This window comes from Dokdonella fugitiva, from assembly GCF_014138265.1.
GTDB classification, from domain to species: Bacteria; Pseudomonadota; Gammaproteobacteria; order Xanthomonadales; family Rhodanobacteraceae; genus Dokdonella_A; species Dokdonella_A fugitiva_A.
Genome location: NZ_JACGXL010000008.1, coordinates 73,610 through 94,828 on the forward strand (window position 1 = coordinate 73,610; position 21,219 = coordinate 94,828).

The following is a 21,219-nucleotide window of genomic DNA, read 5'->3' on the forward strand; positions in this document are numbered from 1 at the left end:
GCCCTGCCGGGGGCGGCGCCGGCGCGGCGCCGTCCCGCAGCGGCGCGAGCCGGACGATTGAACGGGATGGCGGGTCGGCCGATACTGCATCCTCCCACGCAACCTTTTCGCCTTCCGCCGCATCCAAGCGGCGGATGTGCGACCCGACCTCCCAGCGCGAATCCATGCGAACGGTCCTCGTGATCGACGACAACCCTGCGGTCGGAACCTCGCTCGACCTGCTGTTCGGCCTGCGCGAGATCCGCACGCTGACCGCGCAGTCGCCCGGCGACGGCCTCGCCGTGCTCGCGCGCGAGCCGATCGACCTCGTCGTGCAGGACATGAACTTCACCGCCGACACGACCTCGGGCGAGGAAGGCATCGCGCTGTTCCGCGCGATCCGCGAGCGCCATCCGGACCTGCCGATCGTCCTGCTCACCGCGTGGACGCACCTCGAGACCGCGGTCGAGCTGGTCAAGGCCGGCGCCGCCGACTACCAGGCCAAGCCGTGGGACGACCACAAGCTCGTCGCGACGGTCGAGAACCTGCTCGAACTGTCCGAGGCGACGCGCGAGGTCGCGCGCTTCCGCGACGAGCGCAGGCGCCGGCGCAAGGCGCTCGACGCGCAGTACGACCTGCGCGGCCTCGTGTTCGCGTCCGCCGCGACCGAGCGTGTGGTCGAGCTCGCCTGCCAGGTCGCGCGCGCCGACATTCCGGTGCTCATCACCGGGCCGAACGGCGCGGGCAAGGAACGCATCGCCGAGATCATCCAGGCGAACTCGTCGGTCAAGGACGGTCCGTTCGTGACGGTCAACTGCGGCGCGCTGCCGTCCGAACTCATCGAAGCCGAGCTGTTCGGCGCCGACGCGGGCGCGTACACCGGCGCGCCGAACCGCGCGCGCGAAGGGCGCTTCGAGATCGCCGACGGCGGTACCCTGTTCCTCGACGAGATCGGCAACCTGCCGCTCGCCGGGCAGGCCAAGCTGCTGCGCGTGCTCGAGAGCGGCCAGTTCGAACGGCTCGGCTCGAGCAAGACGCGCAAGGTCAAGGTGCGCGTGGTCAGCGCGACCAACGCCGACGTCGCCGCGATGATCCGCGAAGGACGCTTCCGCGAAGACCTCTACTACCGCCTCAACGTGATCGAGCTGCGCCTGCCGCCGCTGGCCGAGCGCAGCGACGACATCGTGCCGCTCGCCGAGCATTTCCTCGCCGGCGCCGCGGTGCTCGACGACAGCGCGCGTGGCGCGCTCACCGCGCACGCGTGGCCGGGCAACGTGCGTGAGCTGAAGAACGCGATCCAGCGCGCCGCGCTGCTGTGCCAGAACGGCACCATCACCGCGCGCGACCTCGGCCTCGCTCCCGCGCGCGCCGGCAACGGCCGCATCGCCGCCGACGCCGAACCCGACCGCGAGGCGATCGAGACCGCCCTGCGCAACGCGCGCGGCGTGATCAGCCAGGCCGCCGCCGAGCTCGGCCTGTCGCGCCAGGCGCTGTACCGGCGCATGGAGAAGATGGGCATCGGCGACGCCTGAGCGGCCGCGCGTCGCCGTGGCGCGACGCACGCGCCCGCTGCGTGGGTGCGCCTGCTGCCGGTATCCTCCACGCATGCGCCTCGTCTCGCTGGAAGGAAAACTCGTCGCGGCCCTGTTCGCCGCGGTCGTCGCCGCGGCCGCGATCGCCGGCTGGGCGACCGTCTGGTTCGCGTCGCCGTGGTACGGCGCGGCCGCGACCGTGCTCGTGCTCGGCTTGCCTGCGCTCGTGTTCGCGCGCCAGCTCGCGCAACCGGTCGCGTCGCTGATCCGCGCGCTGTCGGGCAGTGTCGTCGCGTTCCGCGACGGCGACTTCAGCTTCTCGATCGGCACGCGCCGCGCCGACGAGGTCGGCGAACTCGTCGCCGCGCACAACGAACTCGGCCGCGTGCTGCGCGAGCAGCGCCAGCACCTGTTCCAGCGCGAACTGCTGCTCGACACCGTCGTGCAGAACACGCCGACCGCGCTCGTGCTGGTCGAGCCGGGTGGCCACGTCGTCTACGCGAACGTGTCGGCGCGGCAGCTGCTCAACGACGGCCGCACGCTCTCCGGCGAGAATTTCGACGAGCTCGTCGCGAGCGCGCCGGCGCCGCTCGCACGCGCGATCGCGAGCGGCGGCGACAGCCTGTTCAGCGTGCCGTTCGAGCACGAGGACGAAACCTTCCACCTGTCGCAGCGCGAGTTCAAGCTGCAGGGCCGGCCGCACCGACTGTTCCAGATCAAGCGCCTCACGCGTGAACTCGCGCGCCAGGAAGTGATGACCTGGAAGAAGGTGATCCGCGTGATCAGCCACGAGATCAACAACTCGCTCGGGCCGATCCGTTCGCTGTCGCATTCGGGGCGCGAGCTCGCGCGGCTCGGCGACGCCGTCCGCCTCGGCATCGTGTTCGACACGATCGAGGAGCGCACGCGCCACCTCGAAGGCTTCATCTCCGGCTACGCGCGCTTCGCCAAGCTGCCGTTGCCGCGGCCGGAGCGCATCGAGTGGGCGCCGTTCCTCGCCGCGCTCGCGCGCCACTATCCGTTCCACGCGAGCGGCGCGCCGCCGGCGCAGCCGGGCTGGTTCGACCGCGCGCAGATCGAGCAGGTGCTCATCAACCTGCTGAAGAACGCGCACGAGGCGGGCGGCTCCGGCGATGCGGTCGAACTCGGCGTGTCGCAGGGGGCGCGCGAGACGCGCATCGAAGTCGTCGATCGCGGCAGCGGCATGAGCGAAACCGTGCTCGCCAACGCACTGCTGCCGTTCTACTCGACCAAGCGCGCCGGTTCCGGCCTCGGCCTCGCGCTCGCGCGCGAGATCGCCGAAGCGCACGGCGGCCGCGTGCAACTCGCCAACCGCGCGGGCGGAGGACTCGCGGTCACGCTGATCCTGCCGCTGGTCGAGCGTGCCGAAGCCCAGGGTGAAGGTCAAAAGCCGAAAGACAAGAGCTGAAGATCGGAACACGAAGGACACGAAGTAGCGGAAGTGGACCGCCGCCGATCAAGGAATCTTTTCTTCGTGCCGTTCGTGTTTCCGTTTTTGCTCTCCGGGAGCGACACATGCGGATCGCCGGGGCGGGGCTATACTGGCCGTCCATCCTGGGAGGGAAGACCATGGGTTTCTATCTGCCGTTGATCGTCGTCGTCGTCGCGGTGATCCTGCTGTCCAAGCTCGTGCGCATCGTGCCGCAGGGTTACGAGTGGACGGTCGAGCGCTGGGGCAAGTACACCCACACGTTGACGCCGGGCTTCCACCTGCTGATTCCGGTCATGCAGAACGTCGGCCGCAGGATGAACATGATGGAGCAGGTGCTCGACGTGCCGTCGCAGGACGTGATCACCAAGGACAACGCGGTCGTGAAGGTCGACGGCGTCGTGTTCTACCAGGTGCTCGACGCGGCGAAGGCCGCCTACGAGGTCGCCAACCTCGAGCTCGCGATCATCAACCTCGTGATGACGAACATCCGCACCGTGCTCGGTTCGCTCGACCTCGACGAGTCCCTGTCCAAGCGCGACCAGATCAATGCGGCGCTGCTCAAGGTGGTCGACGAGGCGACCCATCCGTGGGGCCTCAAGGTCACGCGCATCGAGCTCAAGGACATCCAGCCGCCGCGCGACCTCGTCGATTCGATGGCGCGCCAGATGAAGGCCGAGCGCGAGAAGCGCGCGAACATCCTCGAGGCAGAGGGTTTCCGCCAGGCCGCGATCCTCAAGGCCGAGGGCGAGAAGCAGTCGGCGATCCTCGCCGCGGAAGGCCAGAAGGAAGCCGCGTTCCGCGAAGCCGAGGCGCGCGAGCGCCTCGCCGCCGCGGAAGCGAAGGCGACCGAGGTGGTGTCCGCGGCGATCGTCAACGGCGACGTCAACGCGCTCAACTACTTCGTCGCGAACAAGTACGTCGAGGCGCTCAAGGCGATGGCCGATTCGCCGAACCAGAAGATGCTGCTGTTGCCGATCGAGGCGACTGGCGTGCTCGGTTCGCTGGCCGGCATCGCCGAACTGGCGAAGAACGCGCTCGACAAGCAGGTCGCCGAGAAGGCGACGCCGCGCGTCGCGCCGCCGACGCGCTGAGGTTCCGGAGGATCCGCATGGACATCGTCGACAACTACGGCTGGTGGCTGCTCGCGCTCGTGCTGATCGGCGCGGAGATGATCGCGCCGGGCTACTTCCTGCTCTGGATCGGCATCGCCGCGGGTTGCATGGGCGTGATCACCTCGATCTTCCCGGCGCTGCCGGCGCTCGCGCAGGCGGTCGCGTTCGGCCTGCTCTCGATCGCCGCGTGTGCGGCGTACTGGAAGTTCGTGCGTCCGTTCGCCGAGCAGCGCGACGACCAGCCGTTGCTCAACAAGCGCGGCGCGCAGCTCGTCGGCCAGCGCTTCGTCCTCAGCGAGGCGATCGTCAACGGCCGCGGCAAGGTCCGCGTCGGCGACGGCGCGTGGCTCGCGAGCGGACCCGATCTGCCGGCCGGCAGCGAAGTCGAGGTCGTCGCGGTCGACGGCACGACGCTGTCGGTACGCGTCGTGTCGGCAGGCGCGTGAATCGGATCCACGCGCAGCTGGAAGTAGGCGACTACCTCGCTGCCCAGCAGCTGCACACGCGCTGGACGCGGCGGCAGCTCGGCATGGTCGCCGCCATGCTCGGCGCCGGATCGCTGTTCGCATGGGCGTCGATGCACGAGCGCCGGGCATTCGTCGTTGCCTGCCTGCTCGGTGGTGCCGTCGGCGGCATCGCCGCCTGCGAGGTTGCGCGGCGCTTCATGCTGCCGTGGCGTTCGCGGCGCGTATTCGCGCAGCAGAAGAGCCTGCAACGCCCCGTCGAATTCTGGTGGGACGACGACGCGCTGCACGGATCGAATGATCGCGGCAGCAATTCCACGCCATGAACCGACTATGTGAAATGGCGGCAGAGCGAACGCATCATCCTGCTCTATCTGTCGGATGCGATGTTCCAGATGGTGCCCAAGCGCTGCTTCGACGGGCCGGCCCAGCTCGCCGCATTCCTCGAACACGTCGAGACGATCGGTCGGGCCTGAGCGGTTCGGCGATCGGCCGCCGTCGACGTCACGGCTCGGCTGCCGCGAGCTGCGCGGCGAAGCGTGCGAGTTCCTCCGCGTCGAGGTCGGACACCACGGCCGCCGGCTGGTGGCCGAGCACGAGCGGGTCGAGCGTGTAGCCGCGGCGGCTCGTCGGCGCGACCGCCGCCGCGTCCGCGTCGCCGAGCACGAACACGTCGATGAGGTGCTGTCCATGGCGGTAGACGAGCACGGGCACGCGCGCGTCGCCGACGTAGTCGACGCGTCCGCCGACGAGCGCGTAGCCGTCGGCGGCGAAATCGCGCACGAGCGGCGCCTGCGCGACCTTGCCGGCGAACCACGGCTTGACCGTGTGGCGGTCGCTCGAGACGACGTCGACCGGCGACGTCGCCGCGAGCGACCGCCAGTGGCTCGCGAACAGGTCGCGCGCGAGCGCGTCGCGCGTCGCCTCTCGCGTGCGCCAAACGCTCGTCGCGACCGCGCCGACCGCGAACGCGACCGCCGCGGCCGCGGCGATGGCGGGCCAGTGCCGGCGTCGCGCCGGCGCCGCGAGTGCCAGCAGGCGTTCGCGCAGCGCGGCCGGTGCACCGACGCGCGGCATCGCAGCGCGCACGTCGCGGCGCAACGCGTCGAGGCCGACCAGCGTCGCGCGGCATTCGTCGCAGTCGTCGAGGTGGCGCTCGAACTCGCGCGTCGCCGCCGGGTCGAGTTCGCCGTCGAAGTAGAGCGGCACGTCGCCGCTGCGCCTACAGTCCATCGTCCACCTCGTTCGCGGCGGGGTTGATCGCCTTCTGCAGTGCCGCGCGGCCGCGGGCGAGGCGCGACATCACGGTGCCGATCGGCAGGTCGAGCACGTCGGCGATCTCGCGGTACGACAGCGCCTCGAGTTCGCGCAGCAGCAGGACCTCGCGGAACTCCGGCGGCAACCGTGCGAGGTGGTGGCGCACCAGCGCGCGCCGCTGCTCGTGCTCGAGGCGTTCCTCGATCGGCTCGTCGAGCGGCGGCACGACCGCGTCGGCGGCGTCGCGGCCGTGTTCCGCGGCGACCTGGTCGAGGGCGACGTTGCGTCGCTCCCGGCCGTGCACGGCGAGCCGCGCGAGGCAGCAGTTGCGCACGATCGCGAGCCACCACGCGCGCGGGTTGCCGTCGACGCGGCTGCCGCCGGACGCGGTCGCGCGCAGGAACGCGTCGTGCACCGCGTCGGCCGCGTCCTGCTCGTTACCGAGCAACCAGCGGCCGAGGTTGTAGGCCGCGTCGAGATGGCGCAGCGCGAGTTCGCCGATGCCCGCGGCGCGGTCGTCGCCCGGTGGCCCTGCGCCGTGCCCCGGCGTCGCTGCATCCTTCCACGAAAGCACCGGCATCGCGCGCTCCGCTACGGTCGGCGCACGTGCACGACGCCCGTCATGAACGGATGCACGGCGCAGGTGTAAGGATAGTCGCCTTCGTTCGCGAACGCGTGCTCGTACAGGTCGCCCGTGTCGAGGCCGGGCGAGGCGAGTTCGCCGACCTTGTCGGTGACCGTGTGCGGCGTCTCGTCGTGATTGGTCCAGCGGACGGTCGTGCCGGGCGCGACCGTGATCTCCCGCGGCGCGTAGGCGAACTTCGTGATCTCGACGACCGCCGGTGCCTGCGCCGCGGCCGGCGCGGACGCGATCGCGATCGCGGTGAAGAAGAGCGCGGATGGGTGCATGCGCGTGCCTCAGCGTTCGAGCGGCATGTCGACGAGCGCGAGCGCGTGTCGCCCGCGCACGAGGTGGACTTCGCGCGTGCCGAGTCGTTTGCCGAGTTCACCCGCGGGCACGGTGACCGGGCCCGGTTCGCCGACGCCGGCCTGGCCCGGTGTCGGCAGCGGATACGCGAGCGACATCGCGGTGTGCAGCGCTACGTGGCCTTCGACCTTCTGCAGCACCTGGTGAACGTGGCCGTTGAGCACGGTGACCGAACCGTACGGACGCAACAGCGCGAGTGCCGCCGCCGAGTCCGCCGTGCCCCAGCCCCACGGTTCCCACACGGTCCACAGCGGGATGTGCGCGAGCACGACGATCGGCATCGAATGCGCGACGCCGGCGAGATCCTGCCGGAGCCACGCGAGCTGCTCGTCGCCGATCGCGGCGAGCCGGCCCTTGGAGAAGGTGCGCACGTTGTCGAGGCCGATGAAGTGCACGCCGCCCTGGTCGAAGCTGTACCAGCTGCGCCCGGCGCCGTCGAGGTCGAACGCCTTCAGGTATCCGCCGACGCCGTCGGCGAGCGCATCGTGTTCGCCGGGCACGGTGTGCACGCGGTCGACGCGCAATTCGGCGAGCAGTTCGCGCGCCTGGCCGAACTCCTCCGCCTTCGACAGATGGCTCACGTCGCCGGTGTGGACGACGAACGCGGGCGCCTGCGGCAGCGCGTTGATTTCCGCGGTCGCGCGGCGCAGGCTGCCGACGACGTCGGGATTGGCGTCCTTGTGGAAGCCGATGTGCGTGTCGCTGATCTGCACGAAGCGCAGCGCGCGATCGGCCGGTGCGGCGCGGTCGCCGGCGAGCGCCGCGCGCGGCACGCCGCCGGCGACGGTCCAGACGATCGCGGCGCCGCTCCAGGCGGCGAGGCAGCCGACCACGCTGCGGCGTGCGTGGTCGACCTCGTCGCCGCGTGGCGGCATGGTCGGGTCGGTGGGGGCGATCGGCGTCATCGGTGCGTCCTCGTGGCGGGTCCAGGCACACGATCCGCGGGAGCGGCGGTTTATTCCCGATCGAACTTGGACTTGCACGCGGCCGGCCGCGATAATGCGCGCCCCGCATGCGTACCGGACCCACGATGACCCAGAAGACGATCCTCAACGACAGCCACCGCGCGCTCGGCGCGAAGATGGTCGACTTCGGCGGCTGGGACATGCCGATCAGCTACGGTTCGCAGATCGAGGAGCATCACGCGGTACGCCGCGACGCCGGCATGTTCGATGTCTCGCACATGACCGTGGTCGATCTCGCCGGCGCGCGCACGCGCGAGTTCCTGCGCCACCTGCTCGCCAACAGCGTCGACAAGCTCAAGGTGTCGGGCAAGGCGCTCTATTCGTGCATGCTCGACGAGCAGGGTGGCGTCGTCGACGACCTCATCGTCTACTACCTCGCCGAGGACTTCTTCCGCCTCGTCGTCAACGCGGCGACGCGCGAGAAGGATCTCGCATGGATCACCCGCCAGGCCGCCGCGTTCGGCGTGAAGGTCACCGAGCGGCCCGACTACGCGATGATCGCGGTGCAGGGACCGAACGCGCGCGACAAGGTGCTCGGCCTGCTCAGCGCGGACACGCGCGCGAAGGCGGCGAAGATCGGCAAGTTCGTCGCGACCGATGCGCAAGGACCGGACGGCATGCCGCTGTTCGTCGCACGCACCGGCTACACCGGCGAGGACGGTTTCGAGATCGTCGTGCCGCAGCAGCACGCGGTCGCGCTGTGGGATCGCCTCAAGGATGCCGGCGTCGCGCCGGCCGGACTCGGCGCACGCGACACGCTGCGCCTCGAGGCCGGCATGAACCTCTACGGCCAGGACATGGACGAGTCGGCGACGCCGTGGGAAGCGAACCTCGGCTGGACCGTCGCGCTCGACGAAGGCCGCGACTTCATCGGTCGCGCCGCGCTCGAGCGGCAGAAGGCCGGCGGCGACCATCGGGTGATGGTCGGCCTGGTCATGGACGAAAAGGGCGTGCTGCGCCACGGCCAGCGCGTGGTGACCGCGCGCGGCGACGGCGAGATCCTCTCCGGCAGTTTCTCGCCGACGCTCGGCAAGTCGATCGCGTTCGCGCGCGTGCCGGCCGGCGCAGGCGACGCGCTGCAGGTCGACATCCGCGGCAAGCTCGTTCCGGTGCGCGTCGTGAAGTACCCGTTCGTGCGCGACGGCAAGGCCTGCGACGGCGTCTGACCCCGACGTTCGCGCACCCGTTGCCGCATTGCTAGAATCCATTCCGCCGACTACCCAAGGACCCGTGTCATGCAAGAGATTCCCGGTGATCTGAAGTTCATGAAGTCGCACGAGTGGGCGCGCGTCGAGGACAAGGGCACCGTCACCTGCGGCATTTCCGACCATGCGCAGGGGTTGCTCGGCGACCTCGTCTACGTCGAGCTGCCGAGCGTCGGCGACACCGTGAAGGCGGGCAATGCCTGCGCGGTGGTCGAGTCGGTCAAGGCCGCCTCGGACGTCTATGCGCCGGTGTCGGGCGAGATCGTCGCGGTCAACGACGCGTTGCCGGACAAGCCGGAGACGATCAACGAGGACGCCTACGGCGACGGTTGGCTGTTCGTGATCAAGCCGGACAACCTCGCCGAAGAGCTCGAGGAACTGCTCGATCCGGACGCCTACGGCGAACTCATCGAGAGTGAGGATCACTGAGCGGCGCACGACGTCCGCATCGTGATCGAACGAAGGGCGTGCGTCGGCACGCCCTTTTTTTTTCGTGCCGCGAACACGCGTGCGCGTCGCGCGCGAGCGACGACGTCGACGACGCGTCGCGGCGTCCGCGCGTGCGATCGAAGGTCGTTCGTGATCGTCGCGAGCGGTCGCGACGCATCACCGGCGGACGTCGCCGGCATCCTCGCAACGACCGCCGCCGACCGCCGAATCGTCCCGCTCGGGGGACGATTCGAGCCTCTTCGAAAAATTTTTTTTCGGGGCGTTCACCCGCCGTTGGGGCGTCGATCGGCGTCGTCGCGACGCGTCGCGTGCGTCGTCGCGACGCGCGGCGTCCAACGGATTCGCGATGTCTTCGCGATTCGAGCGCGCGCGGCGTCTAAGTCCGCCAACCCGCGCCACAGCTACGTTTCCGGGCTTTTCGATCGCGCCAACGTCCGTCTTTGTTCGGACGGCTATACGTATAAAAGTCCCGCTATGCGAGGTCGTCGAGCGGTGTATTTTTTCGCCTCGTGGGGGTCGCGGCGACCCTTCGGCGGGGGTTCGGGAACTGCTTGTTTCCCCTCAGAAATTTGTTGACACGCGCTTGGGACAGTAATAGTTTCCGCGTCGGCGTGACAAACAAATAAAGGAAACATGACTGCGACACGCTTCATTGCCCCCTACGTTGAACACGGCGCGAAGGCCGGGTCGGTGAAGAAGATCACTGTGTCGGTTCCCTTTCACATCCTCAAGCTTCTGTCCGACGAACGGACCCGCCGCCAGGTCGGAAACCTGCGCCACGCCACGAACAGCGATCTGCTGTGTGAAGCCTTCCTTCACGCTTTTACTGGGCAACCACTGCCAACTGACGAGGAGCTAAGACGCGATATGGCTATGAAGAAAGCAGCTGCGAAGAAGAAACCCGCCAAGAAGGCCGCCAAGAAGGCGGTGCGCAAGACGACGGCGAAGGCCAAGACGGCAACCGCGCGCAAGACCGGCGCGGCGAAGAAGCCGGCAGCGAAGAAGGCGGCCAAGAAGGCCGTCAAGAAGGCTGCGAAGAAGGCCAAGTAAGACCACCCGGGCCGCCCGTCGCTGACGGGCGGTCCAGGGACGAAGCGGCACTGTCGGAATCAGGCAGCGCCGCGGTCCCGAAAACGAAAGCAAGACGCAACACTGCGACACCCGCAACACCGCAACACCGCAACAACAAGCTACATCGGAAAGCCACTGATCTCTCCCTGCGGATACGCCCAGCGCAGGGAGAGAATTTCCCCCTCCGGCTTCGTCCGACTCCGAATCTTCCCCTTGCTTCACGCGCTGCGTCGTCGATCGGACGACCGCGCCTTCGCGCGCGTGGTGCGCCGTCAGCGCGACAGCAGGGTCGCGACGACGCGTCCGCCCGGCGTGCGTTCGGCGATGATCTTGGTGCAGGCCATCAGCGGCACCGCGAGCAGCAGCCCGGCGACGCCCCAGATCCAGCCGAGCACGACGAGCGCGAGGAACACCATCACCGGATCGAGTTCGAGGCGTCGGCCGACCAGGTGCGGCGTGATCAACTGCCCTTCGATGAGATGCAGGCCGAGGAACGCGGCGGGCGCGGCGAGCGCGGTCAGCGGCGAGGCGGACTCGGCGAAGCCGGCGACGGTCAACGCGCACGCGGTCAGCAGCGGGCCGACGAACGGTGCGAAGTTCATCAGCGCGGCGAGGCCGCCCCACAGCAGCGGATCGGGAACGCCGAGCAGGTACAGCGCGCCGGCGGTCGCGAGGCCGAGCGCCGCGTTGATCAGCGTGATCGTGATCATGTACAGCGAGAGCTCGTGCTGTGCCTGGCGCGTCGCCTCGACGACGTCGCGCTTCGCGCGCAGGTGCGGCGCGAGCGTGACGAACTTGCGCAGCAGCGCGTCGCCGTGCAGCAGGAACAGGAACATCAGGAACACGATCACCGTGATGCCGGCGAGCAGCGTCGGCGCGGCGCTCGCGAGCTGCGACAGCAGGCCGGGCGTGCTGTCGACGACGCGCACGTTCTGGCCGCCGTCCATGCTCGCGAGCTTGCCGAGTTCGCGCGTCGCATCGCTCGCCGCCTGCAGCGGGCGGCGCAGGTCGCGCACGACCGATTCGACGTGGGCGAGCGCGCGCGGCATGCGCGCGATCCATTCGCGCGCCGGCGCGGCCAGCAGCGCGAACGCGCCGACGCCGATCGCGAGCGCGATCGCGACCGCGGCGAGCGCGCCGATCGGCCGCGGCACGTGCCAGCGTTCGAGCGCGCGCACGAACGGCGCGAACATGAGCCCGAGCAGGATCGCGACGAGGATCGGCACGATCATCGTTTCGGCCACCGCGCACGTGTAGACGACGAGCCCGGCGACGAGCACGCCGAGCAGGCGCGTGCGCGTCGAGCCGGGCGCGACCGCCGGGGTCGCGGGCGCCGCGACGCGCGGTTCCCCCGCGCCCTCTCCGGCGGGAGGCGTCGACTCGCCGCTCATGCGCCGCGCTCCGTCGACGGCGTCGCGTGCTGGTCGTCGGGCAGGCCGATCGGCAGTCGCCGCACGAACAGCGCGGCGTCGGCGACGAAGCGCGCGGCACGCAGCAACGCGAGCAACGGCAGCCGCGCCGCGATCGCGCCGGTCGCGAGGCCGCTGCCTAGCAGCCAGCCCGCGGCATGTCGTTCGCCGCGCGCGTGCAGGCGGTCGAGCGCACGCCGCAGCGTGTCGCGTTCGCGCCGGCAATCGCGCTCGGCGGCTTCGACCGCATGCCTCAGTTCGACGTGGCGCAGGCGCGGCCTCATGCGCGCGCCTCGCCGAAGCGGCTGATCGCACGACGCGTGCGCGGCAGGGCGAGGTCGCGCCAGCACGCCCTCATCGCGCGCAGCACGGCCACCACGCCGACGACGTTCGCGAGCGCGACGCTGCCGATGCCGTAGAACAGGTTGCCGCTGAGCAGGTAGACGCCGACCGCGATCGCCGCGCTGGTCGCGAGCCAGGCGCCGACGCCGAGGAACACGAGCAGGAACGACAGCCAGACCAGCAGCAACGCGCTGCTGCGTGCGAGCCGCAGTTCCGCACGCAGCAGCGCGAGCGCCGACTCGGCGACGCGTACCGCCTGCGCGATCGCCTCGCGCGCGGCGGCGAAGTCACCCGTGACGGGACCTTCACGCGGTTCGTCGGGCGAAGGCTGGGCGTCCATGCTCAGCGCCTGCGGAAGGCGCGCGACAGGATGAAGCCCGCAGCGAAGGCGACGCCGAACGCAGCCATCGGATGCGCCTTGACCTGCTCGGCGGCGGCGGCGCCGAACGTCTTCGCGCCTTCGGCGAATCGTTCGCCCGCCTCGCGCAGTTCCTCCTCGAGGTGCGCGCCGTTCGCGCGCAGCTTCGCGCGCAGGCGCCGCAGTTCGCTGCGCGTCGCCTCGACGCTCTCGCTCGCGGCCTCGGCGACGTCCTCGCCCGCTTCGCCCAGTTGCTGCTTCATCTCGCGTACGCTCGCCATCGTCGTGCTCCTTCGCAACGGTTCGCCGGAAACGACCTGCGCGGCGGGCGAACCCGGAGGCACCGCGGGGCGGGGCCGGCACGTCGAACGGGCCGGATCGCGGCCGCCCGCGACATTTCCGCTTGCGGTGTGACGGCACGCGGGACAAGCTTAGATGTCCGAAACTGAACGCGAACACCGCCAGTCCGGACAAGCACATGGCGTGCAATATGCATACAGGGGACGACATCGGCTTTGCGCGCGGGCTCGCCGCGCGCCCATATCAGTAAGCGGGGAGGGTTGGACATGCGGAAATCAATCGGCGAAGGCGCTTCGGCGCCACGGTCCGTCGCGGTGGCCGGCAAGGCATGGCCGCGCATGCGCGGACTGGCATTGCCGCAAATCATCGTGATCGTGCTCGGGCTCGCCCTGCTCGCGGTCGCCGCATGGTGGTTCTTCGGGGGCGGCGGTACCGCCACCACGACGACGACGACCGCGCCGACCCAGGCCGCGGCCACGGGCGACAACGCCGCGCCGAACGCGGAGCCGGCGAGTGCGGACCTCAGCGTCGACCAGCTCTACAAGGAAGCGCGCGCGGCGATGAGCGAGAACCGCATGGTCACGCCGGCCGGCAAGAACGCGCTCGAGTACTACCTGCGCATCATCGCCAAGCAGCCGGACGACACCGGCGCCAAGGATGCGTTGCGTGAGCTGTTCCCGTTCGCGACCGCAGGCGTGGAGGACCAGATCAACCAGAACAACTTCGACGAAGCGAACCGCATCATGGCGCTGCTCGCGAAGGCGGATCCGAGCAACTACACGCTGACGATCCTGCGCAGCAAGCTCGACCTCAAGAAGAAGCAGAACGATCGCGACGTCGCGCAGAAGGCGGCGCAGGACGCCGCGGCCGCGGCGGCCGCGACGCGCACCGCGCAGGGTGGCACCGCGCCCGCCGCGACCGAAGCGGGTGCAGCGCCCGCGGCGACGGCTGCGACGCCGGCCGCTGCGCCGGCCGAAGGCGGAGCGGCACCGACGACGCGCCCGACCGAGGTCGCCAAGGCGACACCGCCGCCGAGTGCCGCGCCGGCGACGCCGACGCCGGCTGCTCCGGCCGGCGAGTCGCGCGAAGTGCGCGTGGTGACGCCGCCGCGTCCGGCCTATCCGCCGGCAGCGGTGCGCAATCGCCAGGACGGCTGGGTCGAGGTCGAGTTCACGGTCGGTGCGGACGGCTCGATACAGAACGCGCACGTGACTGCGTCGGAACCGGCGCGCGTGTTCGACCGCGAAGCGGTGCGCGCGGTGCAGCAGGCGAAGTTCGATCCGAAGCTCGAGAACGGCCAGGCGGTTTCGTCGACCCTGCGTCGACGTATCGAGTTCAAGCTCGGCAACTGAGCGATCGCGCGGCGCGGCGGCGACGTCGCCGCGCCCGCATGCTCCACGCGTCGCCGTCGCGGCGACGTGTCATCCCTGTGCGTGTTGCGTCAGATTCGGACACGCTGCGGCGAGCCGGTCGGCGGGCATGCATGCCGCGACGCAACCCGCGCGCGGCATCGTCGCGGCGTGATGTCAGTCGTTGCCGCTGCCGCCGCCACCGCTGAGGTCACCGACGTCCTCGTGGTCGATGCCCGCCCAGTTCACCTCGGGCAGGCCGAGGTAGCGATCGAACAGCATCGGCATGAGTCCCGCGGGCAGGCCCGATTCGCAGTTCCACAGCATGACTGCGCCGAAGCGATACTTCGGCAGGAACGCGATCATCGCGCGATAGCCTTGCACCGCGCCCGCGTGGAAGATCAGCGTCTCGCCGGCGTAGTCGTAGATGCGCCAGCCGAGCGCGTACTGCGCCTCCTTGAGGCGGCCGCGCTTCCACGGCGTCGCGCGCAGTTCGCGATCGGTTTCGACGAGCGGCGTATGCAGCGTGTCGAGCAGCGCGGGCGAGAGCACGTCCGGCCGGCCGCCCATCTGTGCGATGAGCCACTGCTCGATGTCGCGCACGCTCGCATTGACGCCGGCCGCGGGTGCGACGCGGTAATACGCTTCGCTCGGCACGAACGGCGCCCAGCCGGCGCCGGCATGATGGTGCGGGCGTGCCCAGCTCTTCGAGCCTTCGAGCGCGTCGCGTCCGTAGGTCGCCGTGCCCATGCCGAGTGGATGGAAGATGCGCTTCTCGACCTGGTGGTAGTAGAAGTCGCCGGTCGACGCGAATACGACGTCGCCGATCATGCTGAAGGCGATGTTCTGGTAGCCGTAGCAGGCGCCGACGGGGCAGGCCATCGGCACTTCCTTGAGGCGATCGACGAGCACCTCGTACGGTTCGTCCTGCTCGAGCAGGCGGTCGTAGGTGTTGTGCGGCAGGCCGACGCGATGGCTGAGGATGTCCTGCACGGTGAGGCGCTGCGCGCCGTCGACGTCGGCGAGCGTGAACGACGGCAGCGCGTCGGCGACCTTGGTGTCCCAGTGCAGGCGGCCGTCCTCGACGAGGATGCCGGTGAGCGCGGCGGCGAACGCCTTCGACAGCGAAGCGAGGCGGAACACGGTGTCGACGGTCACCGGCTCGCCGCTGCTCCAGTCGGCGGCGCCGATGCCGCGCTCGAGCAGCACCTTGTCGTCCTTGACCACCGCGGCGGCGAGTCCGGCGATGCCGCCCGAGCGGTCGACCTCGTCGAGCCAGCCGTCGAATTCGCGCGCGATCGCCGGCGCGTCGTGCGACACCGCGCGCGGGTCGGCGACCGGTATCGCGATCACGGGGGGCGCATAGCGTGCGCGCGTGCCGGGCAACGGTTTGCGCGCGGCCACCTTCGACACGCTGCGCTTGGCGGGAGTGGCGCTCGTCGCACGAGGGGAGGCATGCGCCTTCCTCGTCTTGCCGGCGGCGTGGACCGAAGCGGAAAGGGCGACTGCAACGGCCGCTACGAGGATGACCAGAACGCGCGGGGTACTGCTCAAATCGGACTCCGGGGCCTCGAACGGCCCTCGTGTTATGCTCGAAACGCCTTGATTCTAGCAGGATATGTGCCGGCCGAATCGAGTACCCGGTTGCATCCTTTGCGGCCTGCGGGGCTGCCCGTGTCGATTGCCGTGACCGCGGTCGCGGCGCGTCCGGCGCGACCGCCTGCCCGTCGTCGTTCAGTTTCCGGAGGGAGTAGCGCAGCATGAGCCTGATCATCCTGTTGGTCGTCCTCGTCGTCCTCGCCCTGTACCTGGTCGGGATCTACAACGGCCTCGTCGGCGGCCGCAACGGCTACAAGAACGCGTTCGCGCAGATCGACGTCCAGCTGACGCGCCGCTACGACCTCATCCCGAACCTCGTCGAAACCGCGAAGGCTTACATGAAGCACGAGCGCGAGACGCTCGAAGCGGTGATCCAGGCGCGCAACTCGGCGGTGAGCGGACTGTCCGCGGCGAAGGCGAACCCGGGCGACGCGGCGGCGATGCAGCAGCTCGCCGGCGCCGACAACGCGCTCACGCAGTCGCTCGGCCGACTGTTCGCGCTGTCCGAGGCGTACCCGGACCTCAAGGCGAACCAGAACATGATGCAGCTCAGCGAAGAGCTGACCTCGACCGAGAACAAGGTCGCGTTCGCGCGCCAGGCGTACAACGACGCGGTGATGAGCTACAACAACCGCGTCGAGATGTTCCCGGGCTCGATCGTCGCGAACATGTTCGCGTTCCAGCAGGCCGAGCTGCTCAAGATCGAATCGGAGCAGAAGCGCGAAGTGCCCAAGGTGTCCTTCACCTGAGCGAAGCGCGGGCGTGATCCGCACCGCCGCATCGAACGAACGGATACGCGCGCGCGGGGGCCGCCCCTCGATGCGTCCGTCCGCCGCGGCGAACACGTTTGGCGCGCGGGACCTTCACCGATGAACTTCTTCGCCCACCAGGACCAGGCGCGCCGGCAGACGCGACGCATGCTCGCGATGTTCGTGCTCGCCGTCGTCGCGATCGTCGTCGCGATCGATCTCGTCGTCGTGATCGGCATCGGCCACGGCCGCGCATCGGCCGGCGGCATCGCCGTCGTCAGCGCGCTCGTGCTCGGCGTGATCGCGATGGGTTCGACGTATCGCATCGCGACCCTGCGCGGCGGCGGTGCCGCGGTCGCTGCGCAGCTCGGCGCTCGCGAGGTGCCGAACGACACCGGTGAGTTCGCCTACCGGCGCCTGCGCAACGTCGTCGAGGAGATCGCGATCGCGGCGGGCGTGCCGGTGCCGCAGGTGTTCGTGCTCGAAGGCGAAGCGGGCATCAACGCGTTCGCTGCCGGCTACGCGCCCGCGGACGCGGCGATCACGGTCACGCGTGGCGCGCTCGACAAGCTCACGCGCGAGGAACTGCAGGGCGTGATCGGGCACGAGTTCAGCCACGTGCTCAATGGCGACATGCGCCTCAACATCCGTCTCGTCGGCGTCGTGTTCGGCATCCTCGTCGTGTCGGTGATCGGCCGCAAGATCGCCGAAGGGGTCGGCCGCGGCGGGCGCGATTCGAGCGGCGCGGTGGTGTTCGGCCTCGCGCTCGCCGCGGCGGGTTACATCGGCGTGGTGTTCGGCCGCATCATCAAGGCGTCGATCTCGCGCCAGCGCGAGTTCCTCGCCGACGCTTCGGCGGTGCAGTTCACGCGCCAGACCGAAGGCATCGCCGGTGCGCTGAAGAAGATCGGCGCGCTCGCCGAAGGCTCCCGGCTCGACAGCGGCGACAAGGAGGAAGTCGCGCACATGCTGTTCGGCGACGGCGTCGGCTACTCGGCGTTGTTCGCGACGCATCCGCCGCTCGAGCAGCGCATCCGCCGCCTCGAGCCGTCGTTCCGCAGCGACGAGCTGCGCGCGATCGCGGCCGCATGGTCGCACCCGACGCTCGTCGACGACGTCGACGCTCCGGGCGTGTCGATCGCGGGGTTCGCGCCGGTCGAAGGCGGCGCGGCGAAGGCGGCGACCGCGCGCGGCGCCACGCTGCCGTCGGCGCAGGCACGCCTGCACATCGCGCCCGGCAAGGTCGTGCGCCAGGTCGGCAACCCGGGCAGCGACGATCGCGCCGCCGCACGCACGCTGAGCATGGAGATCCCCGCGCGCTTGCGCGAAGCGGCGGTGCAGGGGGAACAAGCGATGCCGCTGCTGTTCGCGCTCGTCCTCAACGACGACGCCGACCTGCGAGCGCGACAGCTCGGCCTCGTCGCGCGACGCTTCGACAGCGGCACCGGCGCGCTCGCGCGGGAACTCGGCGACGCACTCGCCGGCCTGCATCCGATGCAGCGCCTGCCGCTCGCCGCGCTCGCGTTCCCGGCGCTGCGCCGGCGCCCGCGCGCGCAACTCGAAGCGTTCATCGCGCTGCTCGACGAGCTGGTCGAGGCGGACGGCCAAGTCACGCTCGACGAATACTGCCTCGCTCGCCTGGTCGGCCTGCAGGTCGGCGACGCGCTCGATCCTGCGACGACGCGCATCCTCGGACGGCTCAAGCTCGGCGACGTCGCCGCCGAACTCAAGGATGTGCTCGCGATCGTCGCGCGGCACGGCCACGACGACGCGGTCGCGGCGCAGCGTGCCTACGCGCTCGGCCTCGCCGACGTGCTGCCGGCCGCGACGATCGCCTACGCGCCGCCGTCGGCATGGATGGCCGCGCTCGATCGCGCGCTGCCGCGGCTGGACCGGCTCGGCGCGGCGGGCAAGGAACTCGTCGTCGGCGGGCTCACGCGCGCGATCAGCGCGGACGGCACGGTCAGCGTCGCCGAAGCGGAACTGCTGCGCACGATCTGTGCCGCGCTGCATTGCCCGCTGCCGCCGCTGCTGCAGGCGACCTGACTTCCGCCACCTGACATTTCGTACGAAGCGGCGTAACGTGGGCCCTGCATACGTCCCAAATGTTGCAGCAATTGCTGCGCTGGCGACTTCCCCTCCGGTTTCGACACGAATGTTCTGGTAGAACTCGCGCCATGAACCTGCACGTATCGCCGCAACGAGCCACGGATCAGCTGCTGACGCAGTCGAACCTGCGCCTGCGCGTCGGCGAACACGTCGTCGACGTCGGTGCGCTGCGCGTGGTGACGCGCCCGGAGCTGCCGCGACTCACCGGCAAGGCGGTCGCCGTGCTCATCGAACTCGTGCGGCACGCGGGCTCGACGGTCACGCGCGACGAGCTGCTCGATCGCGTCTGGACCGGTCGCCTGCCGACCCCCGACGTGCTGAACCAGGCGATCAAGGAACTGCGGCGTGCGTTCGCCGACGATCGCAAGCCGCCGCAGTACATCGAGACGATCCCCAAGGTCGGCTACCGGCTCGTCGCGACCGTGCTCGTGCTCGACGGACCCGCCGGCGGCGTGTTCGTCGAGGCGCCGGACGATCTCCAAGCCGGCGACGCCGTCGACGGCGAAGCGGGCGCGGCGGCGGTCGCCGCGCCGCTCGCGGAACCGGCGCCGCGGCGCACGTCGCGCACGCTGCTGTCGGTTGTGGCGGCCGCGCTCGTGGCGCTCGCCGCACTCGCGGCAGCGCTCGCCGGGTGGTTCACGCCGTCGTCGCGTCCGACCTGGCGCGTCGAGGACGTGCACGCGTTGACCTCCGATCCCGGTTCCGAATACCGGCCGCACCTGTCGCCCGACGGCTCGCGCGTGGCGTTCTCCGTGTTCGATCCGGAGAGCAAGTTCGAGCGCCTCGTCGTGCGTTCGGTCGAGCCGTCGCGCACGATCCGCCTGACCAGCACGGGCACCGCGATCGAAGGCCTGCCGATGTGGTCGCCGGACGGCACGCGCATCGCGTTCGAGCGGCTCGGCGTCGGGTATTGCGAGATGTTCGTCGTGCCCGGCCTCGGCGGCAACGAACGCAAGATCGGTCCGTGCCAGGACTACAACTTCAACATCTTCGACTGGACGCCCGATGGTCGCAGCCTGATCTTCGCCGAGCGGCCCGATCCGGCGCAGCAGGCGCTCGCGTTGTCGCTGTGGAACCTCGACAGCGGCGAGAAGCAGCGCCTGCCCTACGCACGCGCGGCCGACGACGAGGACATCGACGCGCACTATTCGCCCGACGGCCGCCTGATCGCGTTCCGGCGCGGACTGTCGCCGTACAGCGACATCTGGGTCATGCGCGCGGACGGCAGCGACGTGCGACGCGTCACGCAGGTGTCGGCGAGCATCCGCGGGCACGCGTGGATGTCCGACAACCGCAGCATCGTGTTCTCGTCGACCTGGTCGGGTTCGCCCGCGATGTACGTGGTCGACGTCGACACCGGCGAGATGCAGCCGCTGTCGGTCGGCAAGGCGCAGTACCCGCACGCGTCGCGCAGCGGGGACCTCGTCGTGTACGAGATCACGCGCACGCAGGATCGCCTCAAGCTGCTGCCGATCGGCGACATGGCGGGCCTGCGCGTGCTGTCACCGTCGACCGGCAGCGACTACGCGCCTGCGCTGTCGCCCGATGCGGGACGCGTGGTGTTCTCTTCCGATCGCAGCGGCCAGCTGCAGCTGTGGTTGCACGACTTCGCGGCGAAGACGACGGTGCAGCTCACCGACGACGTAGACAAACCGGTGCTGTTCGCGCGCTGGAGCGAGGACGGTACCCGCGTCGTCGCGGTGCAGCGCGAGGGCGCGCGCCGCCGCCTGGTCGAGGTCGATCTCGCGAGCCACCGCCAGCGCGTGCTGTCGCGACCCGACGACGTCGTCATGTTCGGCGACTACGACGTCGAGGCGGACAGCTACCTCGTCGCAGTGCACGGCGCGGGACGCAGTTCGAAGCTGTTGCGCATCGAACACGCGGGAACGCCGCAGGAGGCGCGCAGCGTGCTCGTCGACGGCATCGAGCAGGCACAGGTCGATCGCAAGGCACGCGTGCTCTACTACACCGCGGAGGGCGCGCCGGGCCTCATGCGGCGCGAGCTCGACGGCGGCGCCGAACGGCTCGTCACCCCGGCGATCACCCCCGATCTCGGCGGCGGCTGGCGCGTCGTCGACGGTCGCATCTGGTACTTCGCCGAGCTCGGCATCCGCAACGCCGCGTTGCGCGAACTCGATCCCGCGACGGGAGCGGATCGCCTCGTCACGCGCCTCGACCTGCTCATCGGCGACGTGAGTTTCAGCGTGATGCCGGGCGGTGGCGCGATCCTGTTCGCGCCGGTGGACATCGAGGACACCGACATCGGCGCATTGCGCCTGGTGCGCGCGGGGACGCGCTGAGCGCGCGCGACGACGCGCACGCGAACACGCAATTTCCGTCACCCACCTCGTTTCTTCGCGCAACGCCCGCGTGCGCCGTGCGCGCGACAATGGCCTCGCCCCCTCCAACGGGCAGATGCGTCACAGCATCGATGTGCGAAACCCTCGGCGGGACACCGGGTTCGGGACCTTGGTGCCCGCCTTTTTTATGCGCGCGCGATCGCCGTGCGCATCGATTCCGCCGCGGGG

22 protein-coding genes are annotated in these 21,219 nt (G+C 70.1%); 13 read left to right on the forward strand and 9 right to left on the reverse strand.

What is annotated here, in order from left to right:
- Positions 1-164 precede the first annotated feature (164 nt).
- The 6 genes from FHW12_RS19790 (at position 165) to FHW12_RS19815 (ending at position 5,016) form a co-directional block, all read left to right on the forward strand.
- Positions 165-1,511 (forward strand): sigma-54-dependent transcriptional regulator, encoded by a 1,347-nt coding sequence (locus tag FHW12_RS19790; RefSeq protein WP_182532797.1) that lies wholly within the window; start codon positions 165-167, stop codon positions 1,509-1,511.
- 73 nt (positions 1,512-1,584) lie between these two features.
- The gene (locus FHW12_RS19795) at positions 1,585-2,940 is read left to right on the forward strand and encodes a sensor histidine kinase (RefSeq protein WP_182532798.1); all 1,356 of its coding nucleotides are present in this window, start codon (positions 1,585-1,587) and stop codon (positions 2,938-2,940) included.
- A gap of 161 nt (positions 2,941-3,101) precedes the next feature.
- Entirely contained in the window at positions 3,102-4,055 is a 954-nt protein-coding gene (locus FHW12_RS19800; protein WP_182532799.1) for an SPFH domain-containing protein, read from the forward strand.
- Between the two features lie 17 nt (positions 4,056-4,072).
- A complete protein-coding gene (locus FHW12_RS19805; RefSeq protein WP_182532800.1) occupies positions 4,073-4,522 on the forward strand; it encodes an NfeD family protein in 450 nt (149 codons plus the stop codon).
- The gene (locus FHW12_RS19810) at positions 4,519-4,866 is read left to right on the forward strand and encodes a hypothetical protein (RefSeq protein WP_182532801.1); all 348 of its coding nucleotides are present in this window, start codon (positions 4,519-4,521) and stop codon (positions 4,864-4,866) included. The genes FHW12_RS19805 and FHW12_RS19810 overlap by 4 nt, the downstream gene beginning before the upstream one ends.
- A gap of 9 nt (positions 4,867-4,875) precedes the next feature.
- Positions 4,876-5,016 (forward strand): YcxB family protein, encoded by a 141-nt coding sequence (locus FHW12_RS19815; protein WP_182532802.1) that lies wholly within the window; start codon positions 4,876-4,878, stop codon positions 5,014-5,016.
- Positions 5,017-5,044: 28 nt separating this feature from the next.
- Here the strand turns inward: FHW12_RS19815 and FHW12_RS19820 are convergent, their stop codons facing one another.
- From FHW12_RS19820 to FHW12_RS19835, 4 genes are read right to left on the reverse strand one after another with little or no spacing between them, the layout of a single operon-like run.
- The gene (locus FHW12_RS19820) at positions 5,045-5,773 is read right to left on the reverse strand and encodes an anti-sigma factor family protein (protein WP_182532803.1); all 729 of its coding nucleotides are present in this window, start codon (positions 5,771-5,773) and stop codon (positions 5,045-5,047) included.
- Positions 5,763-6,377, reverse strand: coding sequence for a sigma-70 family RNA polymerase sigma factor (locus tag FHW12_RS19825; RefSeq protein WP_182532804.1), 615 nt, complete (start codon positions 6,375-6,377; stop codon positions 5,763-5,765). Before FHW12_RS19825 ends, FHW12_RS19820 begins: the two co-directional genes overlap by 11 nt.
- Before the next feature lie 11 nt (positions 6,378-6,388).
- The gene (locus FHW12_RS19830; protein ID WP_182532805.1) at positions 6,389-6,706 is read right to left on the reverse strand and encodes a cupredoxin domain-containing protein; all 318 of its coding nucleotides are present in this window, start codon (positions 6,704-6,706) and stop codon (positions 6,389-6,391) included.
- A 9-nt stretch (positions 6,707-6,715) separates the two neighbouring features.
- Positions 6,716-7,690 (reverse strand): metallophosphoesterase family protein, encoded by a 975-nt coding sequence (locus FHW12_RS19835; RefSeq protein WP_259393169.1) that lies wholly within the window; start codon positions 7,688-7,690, stop codon positions 6,716-6,718.
- 125 nt (positions 7,691-7,815) lie between these two features.
- On the opposite strand from FHW12_RS19835, the gene gcvT reads away from it, so the two are divergent.
- From gcvT to metJ, 3 genes are all read left to right on the forward strand, one after another.
- The gene (gcvT, locus tag FHW12_RS19840) at positions 7,816-8,916 is read left to right on the forward strand and encodes a glycine cleavage system aminomethyltransferase GcvT (protein WP_182532806.1); all 1,101 of its coding nucleotides are present in this window, start codon (positions 7,816-7,818) and stop codon (positions 8,914-8,916) included.
- Positions 8,917-8,985: 69 nt separating this feature from the next.
- Complete coding sequence (gene gcvH / locus FHW12_RS19845) at positions 8,986-9,384, forward strand: glycine cleavage system protein GcvH (protein WP_182532807.1); 399 nt, start codon at positions 8,986-8,988, stop codon at positions 9,382-9,384.
- Between the two features lie 654 nt (positions 9,385-10,038).
- On the forward strand, positions 10,039-10,455 hold the full coding sequence (gene metJ, locus FHW12_RS21730) for a met regulon transcriptional regulator MetJ (RefSeq protein WP_220484574.1): 417 nt from the start codon (positions 10,039-10,041) through the stop codon (positions 10,453-10,455).
- Positions 10,456-10,748: 293 nt separating this feature from the next.
- Here metJ and FHW12_RS19855 read toward each other — a convergent pair whose 3' ends face one another.
- The 4 genes from FHW12_RS19855 to FHW12_RS19870 are packed head-to-tail and all read right to left on the reverse strand — an operon-like array spanning position 10,749 to position 12,866.
- On the reverse strand, positions 10,749-11,867 hold the full coding sequence (locus tag FHW12_RS19855) for an AI-2E family transporter (RefSeq protein ID WP_182532808.1): 1,119 nt from the start codon (positions 11,865-11,867) through the stop codon (positions 10,749-10,751).
- Positions 11,864-12,169, reverse strand: a complete 306-nt coding sequence (locus FHW12_RS19860; RefSeq protein WP_182532809.1) for a hypothetical protein — start codon at positions 12,167-12,169, stop codon at positions 11,864-11,866. Before FHW12_RS19860 ends, FHW12_RS19855 begins: the two co-directional genes overlap by 4 nt.
- A complete protein-coding gene (locus FHW12_RS19865) occupies positions 12,166-12,567 on the reverse strand; it encodes a hypothetical protein (RefSeq protein ID WP_182532810.1) in 402 nt (133 codons plus the stop codon). The genes FHW12_RS19860 and FHW12_RS19865 overlap by 4 nt, the downstream gene beginning before the upstream one ends.
- Before the next feature lie 2 nt (positions 12,568-12,569).
- Positions 12,570-12,866 (reverse strand): DUF883 family protein, encoded by a 297-nt coding sequence (locus FHW12_RS19870; RefSeq protein WP_182532811.1) that lies wholly within the window; start codon positions 12,864-12,866, stop codon positions 12,570-12,572.
- Between the two features lie 285 nt (positions 12,867-13,151).
- Here FHW12_RS19870 and FHW12_RS19875 point away from each other — a divergent pair, with 285 nt between their 5' ends.
- Complete coding sequence (locus tag FHW12_RS19875; protein WP_182532812.1) at positions 13,152-14,237, forward strand: energy transducer TonB; 1,086 nt, start codon at positions 13,152-13,154, stop codon at positions 14,235-14,237.
- Between the two features lie 174 nt (positions 14,238-14,411).
- On the opposite strand, the gene FHW12_RS19880 is transcribed toward FHW12_RS19875, so the two are convergent.
- Complete coding sequence (locus FHW12_RS19880; protein ID WP_182532813.1) at positions 14,412-15,647, reverse strand: serine hydrolase domain-containing protein; 1,236 nt, start codon at positions 15,645-15,647, stop codon at positions 14,412-14,414.
- Positions 15,648-15,994: 347 nt separating this feature from the next.
- On the opposite strand from FHW12_RS19880, the gene FHW12_RS19885 reads away from it, so the two are divergent.
- From FHW12_RS19885 to FHW12_RS19895, 3 genes are all read left to right on the forward strand, one after another.
- Entirely contained in the window at positions 15,995-16,582 is a 588-nt protein-coding gene (locus FHW12_RS19885; RefSeq protein WP_182532814.1) for a LemA family protein, read from the forward strand.
- Positions 16,583-16,702: 120 nt separating this feature from the next.
- A complete protein-coding gene (locus FHW12_RS19890) occupies positions 16,703-18,628 on the forward strand; it encodes a M48 family metallopeptidase (RefSeq protein ID WP_182532815.1) in 1,926 nt (641 codons plus the stop codon).
- A gap of 131 nt (positions 18,629-18,759) precedes the next feature.
- Positions 18,760-20,991, forward strand: a complete 2,232-nt coding sequence (locus FHW12_RS19895) for a winged helix-turn-helix domain-containing protein (RefSeq protein ID WP_182532816.1) — start codon at positions 18,760-18,762, stop codon at positions 20,989-20,991.
- Positions 20,992-21,219: the final 228 nt, after the last annotated feature.